8 protein-coding genes are annotated in these 12,828 nt (G+C 35.4%); 2 read left to right on the forward strand and 6 right to left on the reverse strand.

Features of this window, described 5'->3' with window-relative positions; genetic code table 11:
* Window positions 1–134 precede the first annotated feature (134 nt).
* Window positions 135–638 (forward strand): 5-(carboxyamino)imidazole ribonucleotide mutase, encoded by a 504-nt coding sequence (gene purE, locus FOL89_RS11980; RefSeq protein WP_144283033.1) that lies wholly within the window; start codon window positions 135–137, stop codon window positions 636–638.
* Window positions 639–686: 48 nt separating this feature from the next.
* Here the strand turns inward: purE and FOL89_RS11985 are convergent, their stop codons facing one another.
* The 3 genes from FOL89_RS11985 to ahcY form a co-directional block, all read right to left on the reverse strand.
* Window positions 687–2,360 (reverse strand): BspA family leucine-rich repeat surface protein, encoded by a 1,674-nt coding sequence (locus tag FOL89_RS11985; protein ID WP_144283034.1) that lies wholly within the window; start codon window positions 2,358–2,360, stop codon window positions 687–689.
* Window positions 2,361–2,564: 204 nt separating this feature from the next.
* Window positions 2,565–2,954, reverse strand: a complete 390-nt coding sequence (yiaA, locus tag FOL89_RS11990) for an inner membrane protein YiaA (RefSeq protein ID WP_144283035.1) — start codon at window positions 2,952–2,954, stop codon at window positions 2,565–2,567.
* Window positions 2,955–3,099: 145 nt separating this feature from the next.
* Window positions 3,100–4,416 (reverse strand): adenosylhomocysteinase, encoded by a 1,317-nt coding sequence (gene ahcY / locus FOL89_RS11995; RefSeq protein ID WP_144283036.1) that lies wholly within the window; start codon window positions 4,414–4,416, stop codon window positions 3,100–3,102.
* A gap of 158 nt (window positions 4,417–4,574) precedes the next feature.
* On the opposite strand from ahcY, the gene FOL89_RS12000 reads away from it, so the two are divergent.
* Window positions 4,575–5,189: a 4'-phosphopantetheinyl transferase family protein gene (locus FOL89_RS12000; RefSeq protein ID WP_144283037.1), complete on the forward strand. Its 615-nt coding sequence runs from the start codon at window positions 4,575–4,577 to the stop codon at window positions 5,187–5,189.
* On the opposite strand, the gene FOL89_RS12005 is transcribed toward FOL89_RS12000, so the two are convergent.
* The 3 genes from FOL89_RS12005 to porU form a co-directional block, all read right to left on the reverse strand.
* A complete protein-coding gene (locus FOL89_RS12005; RefSeq protein WP_144283038.1) occupies window positions 5,170–7,431 on the reverse strand; it encodes an FUSC family protein in 2,262 nt (753 codons plus the stop codon). The two genes, FOL89_RS12000 and FOL89_RS12005, sit on opposite strands and share 20 nt — an antisense overlap.
* Window positions 7,432–7,605: 174 nt before the next feature.
* The gene (gene porV, locus FOL89_RS12010) at window positions 7,606–8,769 is read right to left on the reverse strand and encodes a type IX secretion system outer membrane channel protein PorV (protein WP_144283039.1); all 1,164 of its coding nucleotides are present in this window, start codon (window positions 8,767–8,769) and stop codon (window positions 7,606–7,608) included.
* A gap of 56 nt (window positions 8,770–8,825) precedes the next feature.
* On the reverse strand, window positions 8,826–12,719 hold the full coding sequence (gene porU, locus FOL89_RS12015) for a type IX secretion system sortase PorU (protein ID WP_144283040.1): 3,894 nt from the start codon (window positions 12,717–12,719) through the stop codon (window positions 8,826–8,828).
* Window positions 12,720–12,828: the final 109 nt, after the last annotated feature.

Below are 12,828 nucleotides of genomic sequence, written 5' to 3' on the forward strand. Positions count from 1 at the left end.
AAATGAATACAATGCGATTGGCATTTTTGTATTGGTTACTTGTGTGTTAATATTACCTAATTTTAGTTAAAAATATATGGTAATTTGTAAGTCACTTCATTTTCTTATCTTTGAGCCTCTAATAAAATTTAAAAATGGTAGGAATCATCATGGGAAGTCAGAGCGACTTACCGGTAATGGAACAGGCAGCAAATTTCCTTAAATCTTTAGACATACCTTACGAACTGACTGTAGTTTCTGCACACAGAACCCCGGAAAGGATGTTCGATTATGCAAAATCTGCCAAAGAAAGAGGTCTGAAAGCAATTATAGCAGGAGCTGGCGGAGCGGCACATCTTCCGGGAATGGTAGCAAGCTGTACTACTTTACCGGTAATAGGTGTTCCTATTTTATCCAGTAATTCTATTGACGGATGGGATTCTGTTTTATCTATTTTGCAGATGCCCGGCGGAATTCCTGTCGCGACAGTTGCTTTGAATGGAGCATTAAATGCCGGTATTTTAGCCGCTAAAATTTTGGGAAGTGCAGATCATGAAATTTCTGAAAAACTGCAGGTTTATCAGGATTCTTTGAAAGATAAAGTGTTGGGAACGGTAGATGATATTAAAGCTAATCATCCTAATCATTACGATAAATAAGATTTTAAAATCATAAAAAACGCCTCATATTTCTTGAGGCTTTGTTTTTTATTTTTTGATGAATTTAAAATTTTCAGTTTTGTTTTTAGAGACAATTTGCAAAAGGTAGTTTCCTTTTTCTAAACTTCTAACATCAATTTCGCTGTTATTCAGTTTTCCTTGAAGAACAATTCTTCCGCTTGCATCAAAAATCATAAAGTTTTCCGAAAGTTTTACATTTTTAAGCGTAATAAAATCTGTTGCAGGATTTGGATAAATATTAAACTCGTTTAGTTTTTCTTGTTCCTTTACAGAAAGTATTGATTCGCATTGTGCATCATAAGTATCTCCTGCAATTGTCCAACCTTTATTGTTGATGAGGCTGTTTCTCGCCGCAACGGCAGCGGGATGAGTATAGACTAGTGGAGAAGCACTTGTGATGCTGATATTATTTGGTGTTGAAGGATTTTGGCTCCATCCGTAAAGCGTGTTGTCATAGTTTTGGCAGTTTAAACCTGAATTAAAAAACATTCCTTGTCCTAAAGTAAGAGATGATAAATTCCAGTTTCCGAGATTTTGGTTGAAGTTTGAAGCTCCATTAAACATATTTTGCATATTGGTAATCTGTGACGTATTCCAACTGCCGATATTTTGGTTGAATGCTGTTGCAGTAAAAAACATTCCGTGTGATACCGTTACATTGGAGGTATTCCAGCTGCCAATAGGTTGGTTAAAAACTGTTGCGCCAAAAAACATCTGTTGCATAGTGGTAACATTTGATGTGTTCCAACTTCCAATGGGCTGGTTGAAGGCTTTTGCGAATAAAAACATAGCTTCCATTGAAATTGCTTGGGAAGTATTCCAACCGGCAATAGGCTGATTAAAATACCAAGCATTAGAAAACATATATCTAAAATGTAAAACATTGGAAGTATTCCAGTTTCCAATGGGCTGGTTGAAGTTTTTAGCGGTGTTGAACATACTTTCCATAGTGGTAACTTGAGAAGTATTCCAATTTCCTATGGGTTGGTTGAAATTTTGTGCCAACGAAAAAGTACTTTTCATATTCTGCACATTAGAGGTATTCCAGTTTCCAATAGGTTGATTAAAGAGAAGGCAGCCACTAAACGTTTCTTCAAGAGTGGTAACAGCAGAAGTATTCCAATTGTTAAAAGAAGAATTTCCTACCAATGCTTCACAACTTCCAAACATGTAAGACATATCTGAAACATTGCTCAGATTCGGAGTGTCTGTTGCGGTCATGTTTATATTTCGGCATCCGTGAAAGGCACCTCTCATAGAAGACCAGATTGTAGAGCCCCATTGATTAATTTCTATAATTTTTGAAGCGTCTCCCAATGAAATATTTTGGTTTGGGTTCTGAAAATCGTCTCTGAAAGAAATACGGTGGAAATTACCATTTCCGTTGCTTACTTTTACTAGGTAAGTGGCGTTTTGTGTGGCAGGATTTAATGGAGTTCCAAAATCTAAAAGCACCTGATTGGTAGAAGTTACATTAGTCATGGTAAAATTATGAGAAGGAAATCCTACTTCTTCCCAATAAATAGTATAATTATTTCCTCGGAATGGAGCCCACGCTTGAGTCGAAGTTGAAGGAAAAGGTGCATTGGGAGCAGCAGGATTTTGGAAAATATAGGGTTTCCAAGTGGTGATAAACTCATTTTGTGCTTTTACCAAGAAACACAACAGCGAGATGATTAAAGTAAGTATTGATTTATTCATATCATATTTTGTTTAATGTTAATTTTAAAATCTTACCGTGTGTATTTAAGTCTTTCCTTTCATTTCTTTTTCTAAATATTATAAAAAAAGGATAATGCTTTTTTGCAGATTTTAAGTTCTTAGAATGTATTTATTGTCAATATTTTGTGAAATAAATATATGCAAAAATAAAAAACTCACCAAATTTGGTGAGTCTAAGTTATTTTATTCCTGCATATTATCTCTGGTGTTCTTCTGTACGGCAATTGCACCGAATAATGCAAGCAAATAGGCGAAGCCATAAAATCCTTTTTCGCTCGGGAGAATAGTAGCATTCCAAAGTCCCACTGCCAATAAAACGATTGATGAGATTGTTGCAAACCAACAAATTCCGTAATAGATATCGGTAACTTTGATGTTTTCCATCCTGTCCCGGACTGCTTTCTGTAAAGAAACCACAGCAAATAAACCATACAGAAGAATAGTAAAATAATATCCTTTTTCATTTAGCTGCATTTCTGCTCTTACCAAACCTGTAATATAGCCAATCATTCCGGCTCCCAAAGCAATCCATGAAGCTGCTACAAAAGCTCCCGAAACATTTTGTTTTTTCATTAATTGTTTTTTTAAAGTTTATATTTTAATTCAAATATATTATTTTTGGTTGAATAGAGAAAAAAATATCAGAATTGTAGTCTCCAATAAAAAACGCTCCGGAAAAATTTATTCCGAAGCGTTCTATTTTTGCTAATTGCTAATTCTAGTATCTGTAATATTCAGGCTTAAATGGACCTTCAACTTTAACACCGATATAATCAGCCTGCTCAGGAGAAAGAACTTCAAGTTCAACACTCAGTTTTTTAAGGTGAAGAGCAGCTACTTTTTCATCTAAATGTTTAGGCAACATATACACTTCGTTTCCGTACGCTTCAGAATTGTTCCAAAGTTCGATTTGAGCCAAAGTTTGATTAGAGAAAGAGTTAGACATTACAAAAGACGGGTGACCCGTAGCACATCCAAGGTTTACCAATCTACCTTCTGCAAGGATGATTACTTCTTTACCTCCTTCAAGAGTATAAATATCAACTTGTGGCTTCACTTCAGATTTTGTGTGACCATAGTTTTCGTTTAACCAAGCCATATCAATTTCGTTATCGAAGTGCCCGATGTTACAAACGATTGCTTTATCTTTTAATTTTAAGAAATGTTCTTTTCTAACAATATTGAAGTTACCTGTAGTAGTGATTACAATATCTGCGTTATCTACAACAGTGTCTAATCTTTTAACTTCAAAACCGTCCATTGCAGCCTGTAATGCACAGATTGGGTCAATTTCAGTCACTGTAACGATAGAACCAGCTCCTCTGAAAGAGGCAGCAGTACCTTTACCTACGTCACCGTATCCGCAAACTACAACCCTTTTTCCGGCAAGCATTACGTCAGTAGCTCTTCTTACAGCATCTACTGCAGATTCTTTACATCCGTATTTATTATCAAATTTAGACTTGGTAACAGAATCATTTACATTGATTGCAGGCATTACCAAAGTTCCGTTTTTCATTCTTTCATATAATCTGTGAACCCCGGTTGTCGTTTCTTCAGAAAGACCTTTGATTCCTGCAGTCAGTTCAGGATATTTATCAAAAACCATATTAGTTAAATCTCCACCGTCATCCAAAATCATATTTAATGGTTTTCTGTCTTCACCGAAGAAAATAGTCTGCTCAATACACCAGTCAAATTCCTCTTCATTAAGACCCTTCCATGCATAAACAGGAATTCCGGCAGCAGCAATAGCGGCAGCGGCATGATCCTGAGTAGAGAAAATGTTACAAGATGACCAGGTAACTTCTGCACCCAGAGCAACTAAAGTTTCTATTAAAACAGCGGTTTGAATCGTCATATGAAGACATCCGGCAATTCTTGCCCCTTTTAATGGCTGAGACGGACCGTACTCTTCACGGATTGCCATCAAACCAGGCATTTCAGCTTCTGCTAATGTAATTTCTTTTCTTCCCCATTCTGCTAAGGAGATATCCTTTACTTTGTAAGGAACGTATTGTGTTGTTGTACTCATATCTTAATGATGATTAAATTATAAATCAAGCAACAAAATTACAACATATCTTTTAGATAAAAAAACACGGTACAAAGTTCATACACATGACATTATACATAGAGTTTTATTTTTTAACCAAAATGTATTTTTTACTAATTTTATCACAAATTTATTGAATGCCTCTATACCGAGATTTTTCAGATGACAATGCCACAATCCTTGTATGGAAATATGATGAAAGTGAAGAACTTGATATCAACGAGCTTCTTGAACCTGAAAATGCTGAAAAAGTAAAAGATTATCATCCAAAAAAGTTGCTGGAAGTATTGATGGTACGTAAACTTTTAAAAAGTCTAAAACCGCATTCAAAAATATTATACAAAGAAAGAGAACCGTTTTTGTCTCCTAAAGATGCTGAAATATCAATCACACATTCTTTTCCTTACGCAGCAATTGCTATTTCTAAAAATAAAATCGGAATTGATATTGAGAAATTCAATCCTAAGATTTTAAGAGTAATAGATAAATTTACTTATGAAAACGAAAGAGGTTTTATCCCCTTTGATAATGAGGTTACTTTCTATACAATTATCTGGAGTGTGAAGGAAAGTATGTATAAAATTCATCATTCAAAACACTGGTCTTTGAAAAAACACTATGAAGTAAGACCTTTTGAGCTGAAACATCTTTTTCATATCAAATGCAGAGTACATGATGATAAAATCTCAGACGAATTAAAAGCAAGAGTAGAGTTTTTTGATGATTACTGCTTCACGATTGTGGAAGAGTAGTTTCTTCATTTCTGTATTTTTCAATTACTTTTCTTTGTTCTTTGGCTACATCATAGATGAGTTCCAACACGTCATGGATGTTTTTCAGCTCGGTCAATCTGGAAATTTTACCCGGATCACGGCGGTCATAGAATTCGTTTTCCATGATTTCTTTTTTTCTTTTCAGGATGAGATCTTCCAGCGAAGAATCTTCCGGCTCAATGCGGCTTTCCATTTTTAGGGTTTCACTTATTTTTTCTCCGTTGAGTAATACGGTAATCTGATTCATTTCAGATTCAATTTTTTTTGTCCAGCTTTCGGCATCTATTTCGGTGTATACCTGGTCTTTTTTTGCATATTGTGAAAGTGAAGCTGTATAAGCTGTGATCAGATGTGAAGTGGTCACAAACTGATGTACGACTTCCATTTTTTTCTGCTGATTTTTTGGATCCGAAATCATTCTCTGAAAATTATCCGAAAGATTTGCCAAAGAAATGATTGCATTTTTTCTGCGGACTTTGTATTCTTCCATGCTGTATTTATCATTGATAAATTTAGAAATTACACTGTGAAAATAGGTAAGATTGGCTTCCGCAGATTTTTTCATTAAATCTAAATTCTGAGTATGTTCCCAAACAGGAAGAATGGTATATGAAACCGCAAAAGCAATGATTCCTGCAATAATGGTATCAACAATTCTGTCTTTAAAGATGATATTGATATTTCCGGGATTTAGAAAATTGAAACTCAGAAAAATATAAATGGTCATAAAAAGTACTGCCCAGAAATATTTTGCTTTCAGAAAAGTAAAACACAGTACCATACTTACAAGAAGAATCGCAAACAAAACAGCATTGATCTCAATAAAGTAAAGAACCCCATAGGCAATAACCGCTCCTGCAACGGTCCCATAAAATCTGAGCAAATTTCTCTGCTTAGTAATGGAGTAGGCGGGTTTTAGAATGGCAATGATGGTAATCAAAATCCAGTAAGTATGACCAATTTCTAAAAATGGCATGAATGAAAATAAGTATCCCAATAGTAAGGCAACCGTTACTCTAACTGCGTGACGAAAATGAGATGAATTGAGCGAAATATTACTTTTAAGAACTTTAAAATTAATTTTTTCCTGATTGGGAAGAAATTTCTTTAAATCTAATCCTGTTGAAAGACTTTTAGCCAGTTTTACATTTTGCGAAAAAACCTTATAAATTTCTTGTATTTCTCTAGTAATTTCATTGATTCTCATCATAATCTGACGAAGGATCATAAAATTTTCCAAAGTTTCTGAAGTCATATGACGATTTCTGAGTTCAAAATATTGGATGTTGAGCTCCTGAAATTCCAGTTCAAGATTATAAATAGGTCTTGCTCTTGTACTGCTCTGAAGCGCAATGCCAATGTTTGAAATTTCATCCGAAAGAATGTTGAGGTAATCATGAGTTTTTACCAAAATCCCTGTCTCATCAAAGCTATCCTGTAATTTTTTATAATCACTTTCAGAAGTCATCAGTTTTTCGTGAAGATCCATAGAATTCAGAAACATCAGCATAAGCAGCCTGCTGATAGTGGTAGATTCGTTGACGATGGTTCTTGTTTTAAAAACAGTTTCGCGTGTTTCTTCCTGAAGATTTTTAATTTCTATTTGTTTTGCAATAACCTGAGAATACAGCTTATCAAAATCAGGATTTTTCTGGTAAAAATTCGCTTTAATTTTTAAAAATTCTGATAGCTGTAAATAGTTTTCGCCAATCATCTGACTTGCCAGTTTATAAGGCTGTATGGTCGTTACAACAAGAAAGATCAATAAAAACCAAATGCAGCCAGCTGCAAAAATCAGGAGGCTTTTGAAAATGTTGGCTCCTGCTAAATGCCCGTCAACAAATATTGCGAGAACAACCATAGCTAAAGATCCTACAGCGGCTAATCTTTGTCCGTAAACGCCTATGAGAGAGAAAAACATTCCGAATGCTATAATTTCTAAAAGTACAAGGGGAATGATGCCTTTAACCAGACTTGCGATTGAGGCTACAAAAACAAAACAGAATATAGCAAAGGCAAGCGAGTTTCTACGTCTTATAAAAGGACCCGGCTGATCAGTCAGTGCAACGAAACTTGTTCCTAAAGGGAAAAGAAAATAATCTTTAAGAATTCCGAAATAGGAGAGAACCAGACACGGAAGCACCGTTGCTAATGTGATTCTGATGGCAGAATACACATATTGGCTTGTTACGATTTTTTTTAGTTCCGAAGAATAGTTCATACTGCAAAAATAAGGGGAATATGTGAATTGTCAATTTTACTTTGCAGGGAAATGACAAATTTATAGATAGATTAAAACTAACGAGTCATTGTTAACTCTGAATTAATTTATGTTTTTATTGGCAATAAAAAAAGCCTCATCAAATGAGGCTTTTGCGAATATATGGAGTGTTTTTTAATAATCTACATTAGAGGTTTCGTCGCCAATATTCCATGTTAAGCCAAAACGTAAGGTATTATCCAAAGCTGTATTGATTTTAGACATGTTGATTAAGTAAGAAATATCAAGTCCGAAAGAACGGTATTTCAAACCAATACCCGCAGTTGCAAACTGTCTTGCTCCCTGCTCTTCACTTTCGTGGAAATAACCTCCTCTTACTGCAAATGCATTGTCATAAGAATATTCCACAGCACCACTATACATAATAGAGTTTGGGTTTTTGAATGATTTTCCGATTCCGGACATTACCCCTACATTCGGAACTGCGTAAATAGGCTGTCTTGTGTTAGGATCTGTTCCTACTAATTCTGATCCAGGAACCAAAATTTTAGAACCTTCAACGGAAACTCCGACTCTGTTCATATCATCAAGATACATATCATAACCTACCCCTAATCTTGCCATTGTAGGAAGGTAAGATCTCGAGTTTTCATCCCCTGTATAATCTAATTTAGGACCTAAGTTCTGAATAGAGAAACCAGCATTCACTTTTCCGTCCATTCCTCCAAGGCTTGAGAATCTAGGAGAAGTATAGTAACCTGAAACATCAACCGCAAAAGTATTTGCAGGTTTCAGAGTTGTATCTGTATTGAACCCTCCGGCTAAATCTGAACGGATGAATCTACCCGTTACGGCCATTGAGTAAGAATCTGTTAGTTTCAGACCATAGGCAACGTCAATAGAGAATTCATTTGGTTTTGAAGTACCCAATGAAGTTACATCGTTACCCACCAAAGTAGTAAGGTCTACCTCACCCATATTGAAGTAATAGATACTCGCAGAAATTGTAGATCTTTCTTCCTGACCTAAAAATTTATGGAAAGCACCATACAATAAAAATACATCATTGGTAAGTTTTCCCATATATGGAGTGTAGTTCAAACCTACAGAAGAACTTGTTCTGCTAAAAGGATATTTTGCAGCATTCCAGAATTGTGAAAAAGCATCAGGTGATGTTACCACACCCTGATCTCCCATACCTCCTGATCTTGCATCAGGTGCAATTCTTAGGAAAGGTGCTCCTGTTAACACAGGTCTTACCTGACTCAAATCTTGTGCATAGCCTAGAAACCCAGCACTCAAACCAATCCCTAAAAGCAGTTTAGTAGTTAAATTCATATGTTGTCTTTTATATATTATCAGTTTTTTATTGATATTCTTAATTAATTATTTATTTACTTCAAAAGTACCATTTTTTCTACAGCTGTAGCACCTCCTTTACATTTTTCTTGATTTTGACTTTTTGCAAATATCTTAAAAATATACGTACCTTTTGCAACTGTATCACCAAAATCGTCTTTTCCGTCCCATTCTATTGCCTGACGTGGCGTTCTAAAGCCCTGTAGGAACGGTTCTGCAATTACAACATTTGATAATGTTCTTACCAATTTTCCTGTAATCGTATAAATTTGAACATTTACATCCAGAATATCATCACAATTATGTTCGAAATGAATGTAAGTTTTGTTGGTGAAAGGATTGGGCCAGTTCAGCGGACGATTGATAACCAAATGCTGATCTGCCTCATCTTTAACTTCAAAGTTTAACGTCTCGGTGGTCGAATTATTGTTTATATCCCAAACTTTAAATGTCAGCTGGTGTTGTCCTATTGAAAGATTTCGAAAAGGATAAGTTACATTTCCTTTCTGATAATCTGCCAAAGATGGGTTTACGCAGCCGTTTCCTTCCCCTGAAGAATAAAAATCATTCAAAACAATGGTATTGATAATTTGCCCGTCCAAATATACAGTAATATCGTGACCAATACCAGAGCCTGTGGAATTTATTCCGGTATCATCAGTAATACAGGCTAAAAGCATAGGGTTTTGATCGGTAATTCCACCATTGGCAAAATTAGTGTTATTCATATATAGTTTTACTTTAGGGGGTTCATTGTCATTAATTCCGTTCGGATTGATGTCCCCAACCTGTACAAACTGATTATTAAAAACATCAAAAGATTTATTATCAGCATATCCTAAAATTCTTCCTTGTCCAACAGCATAATTAATGTCTTTCGGTACATAAAACTCAACGGTAAAAACACCATTTACCGCTGTTCCGGAAGCTTTCACGATAGCACTTCCTTCTTCCGTATATTGAAGGACAGGAGTCAAATTAACATCATTATTTAAAGTAGTTTTGTTTAATCTTTTATCAAAAATATTAATAACAACTCTGCCGTTAAAAGTTGTATTTACCGTTCCATTGGTATTGTTGATATGACCAGTTACTTTCACAAAATCCAAACCTCGGATTAATCCCGGAACAGGAGTTTCAATATTATCAATAACAAGCAATCTTTGAGGTCTGCTCAATTTCATGGCAGGATCTCCCAATACGTTTACTTTAAGGTGATTGGCATCAACTCTTAGTTTTTTAGCATTCAGATGAGCATTTCCTATAGATATGAAATCATCATTCACCATTCTGAACATTTCTTTTGTGTAAAGATTGGTGAAATCTACACCATATCCTACCCCTACTGCACGACTGGAAGTAATCATTGCTGCAGGACCGCCTTGTTTCAGTTTGATAAATTGCTCTCCCGCTGAGAAAGTGGATGGCTCATCCCAAAGTGTAAATTCACAGGTAATTGTCGATACAAATGGGAAACGGCTGTACACATTAGAAAAATTATTGGAATTCTGAATTTCGTTGATGGTAAGTACTCTTTCCTGCGCCCATCCGTTGATTCCTCCATGTCCAAAATAAAAAAGATACAAACTGTTTCCGATGTCGTTTGAAATTGCCTGATTAACCTGCGGATAGCGTTGTCCTCCCGCACTACTTTGCGCAGTAAATGCATCCAGATACAATTTTCTTACATTATATTCTTTAAGGGTATTATCTGCAGGGACTTCAAAAGTACTTTGCAAAGTATTATTCATTACCGTATGGAATGGTTCTCCGCCATCCTTATCATCATCCACAACAAAATCAAGCTTCATTCTCCACTCTCCAAAAGGAGTAGATTGTCCGGATAATGAGTTGTAATAGGCTAATGTTTTATCAATCATATTGGCTGCTTCCGTGGGGTTTGCTGCCGGAATACGTCCGACAGGTAAGTCAGGAATATTATTTGATAAAAACTGAGATGTCTGAGGTTTTGTCATAACAATATAGTCATCTGTAACGAAAGAACTTACAAAATCTGCAGACTCTTCACTTTGATAACTTGGAACTATATTTGAATTACCCGAAACCCTGTCTTTATAATCGTAAGAACCATCGCCTAAGATTAAGACATACTTTAGACTTCCTAATGGAGTGTTAAGCTTAGTAACAAAATCCCGGATCGCTGTAAGATCTCTGCTTCCGCTTCCAAACTCATTGTAAATTTTGTCAGTATCTACAATCTCAACAGTGAAATTGCTTTTTTGCTGATGGTGGTTGGCTATTCTCTGAGCCTGAGACATCATCTGAGGTGTTGTGATAATCAGGTAATCTATATTTTGAAGTGCAGAAAGGTTCTGATTGCTGATTCTGCCTACAAATTGTGGCGAAAATGCTGCATCTGCACGGAAAGCCACAAATTCATTATTAAAATTTGGGTCTGCTGCTGCGTAGCCAAAATTAAAGTTACCGCTTCCTGTAGCTTTATTTACTCTTCTGTTGGCATTTGCAATATCGGTAACATCCCATACCTGTTCCATATTTCCTATGTTGGAAATGCTGAAACCGTATGATAAATTTGATCCGCTGTCAATAGAAAAATCCCGGAAATTCATCTGAGAACCATTAAAGATCAGATCCTGCTTATACTGTAATTCTACATAATCAAGGTGAAAAACGCCGTTGGGATTAGTACTTATATCAGGTGTATAATTGAATGTAACTGTATTTCCAGACAAATTTGAAATTGTTCCTGAATATCTCAATGGAAAATAATCAAATGCATACCCCGGCTGATTAGCAGGAACACTAGGAGAAGCTGGGTTTTGATTATTAATGTTAAACTCTATGCTGTTCTGTTGTGATTTCCATCCTACAACCTGTGTTCTGTATCTCACCACATCACCTCCCTGAATGGGTGAGCTTAAATTAAATGTTACTGCTTTTGGAGTTGTAAAAGACTGATCTTCTACCCAGATTCTTCCTACTTTTAATAAATTTCGCTGATCATTATTGATGACCTGATAATCATCATATCTGGAAATTAAAGTGGTGGAGGGCAGATTTACATCAACATTTTGTACTCTTTTTCCTGCTCCTTTATCAAAATTGATATAATAATAAGAAAAATCTTCATAAATATTCTTTACATTTTCACTCTGATCATTTCTTGTGTCGGTTCTTTTGAAGCCGTTTCCGTTAGAATTGTTATAAAGGTTATATCCATTGGGTCCCTGTGCGTAGAAAAGTGCATAATCACCATCGTTCCAAACGCCGTCATCTTCTCCGATAACCTGAATTGCATTCTCCTGTAAAGCACTGTATTTCGTGTCTTGATTAAATTCGGGAAGCATGATACCGCCATTTCCGTAGATTCTGAAATTTTTTGGATTAATGTTGGAAGGATTAATGCCATTATCTCTTAAAAACTGAGCGGTAATCCTGAAAATTCCGGATTTGTCAACTTTTATTTTATAAAAAGTTCCTGTAGCCAAAGGATTTTGTGTAGTTCCCACTTTACTGGCAGCTAAAGGTGCCTGTGAATTGCTTTCAGAAATATCAAAAGAAGATAGTTTTTGTATATTTCCTTTTACATTTTTAAATAAAGCTACATAGAGACTTGCATGCCTTTCGCCTTCAGAGTAATAGTAATTAATATCTGTAATATCTCTGTCCTGAAGAAGATCTTTGTTGAGGTCGTACAGCTCCCTTACGGATACAGGCTCCCATACCAGATTAGAAATACGTAGCTGTTTTTCTCCTACTTTTTGTGTATTTATAATAAAAATGTTATTTTGGCTGAAAGAAAAACCTTCATTTTTAAAATTCGGAAGATTCTTCTTAGTATCACCAAAATCCTGGATCTTAGCTCCGTCCCAACTGATGGAAACTCGCTGAGCCCAAGAGATTGATACAAAAGCAAATACAAATAAAAGCGTTGTTTTTAGTCTCATGTTTGTTTTTGAAATTTCTGAATTACAAAATAAATGAAAATTTTATAATTAATTTACGATACCATAAAATTAATTTGTTAAGATTTTTCAAAAAAATCAAATCTTTATT

The sequence above is a fragment of the Chryseobacterium echinoideorum genome (assembly GCF_007474535.1).
In the GTDB taxonomy this organism is placed as follows: Bacteria; Bacteroidota; Bacteroidia; order Flavobacteriales; family Weeksellaceae; genus Chryseobacterium; species Chryseobacterium echinoideorum.

What these genes read in the sequence shown, in the direction of transcription:
- FOL89_RS12005 (WP_144283038.1), bottom strand. Translation starts at nt 7,431, where the DNA reads ATGAACTATTCTTCGGAACTAAAAAAAATCGTAACAAGCCAATATGTG.
- FOL89_RS12000 (WP_144283037.1), top strand. Translation starts at nt 4,575, where the DNA reads ATGCCTCTATACCGAGATTTTTCAGATGACAATGCCACAATCCTTGTA.
- ahcY (WP_144283036.1), bottom strand. Translation starts at nt 4,416, where the DNA reads ATGAGTACAACAACACAATACGTTCCTTACAAAGTAAAGGATATCTCC.
- purE (WP_144283033.1), top strand. Translation starts at nt 135, where the DNA reads ATGGTAGGAATCATCATGGGAAGTCAGAGCGACTTACCGGTAATGGAA.
- FOL89_RS11985 (WP_144283034.1), bottom strand. Translation starts at nt 2,360, where the DNA reads ATGAATAAATCAATACTTACTTTAATCATCTCGCTGTTGTGTTTCTTG.
- yiaA (WP_144283035.1), bottom strand. Translation starts at nt 2,954, where the DNA reads ATGAAAAAACAAAATGTTTCGGGAGCTTTTGTAGCAGCTTCATGGATT.
- porU (WP_144283040.1), bottom strand. Translation starts at nt 12,719, where the DNA reads ATGAGACTAAAAACAACGCTTTTATTTGTATTTGCTTTTGTATCAATC.
- porV (WP_144283039.1), bottom strand. Translation starts at nt 8,769, where the DNA reads ATGAATTTAACTACTAAACTGCTTTTAGGGATTGGTTTGAGTGCTGGG.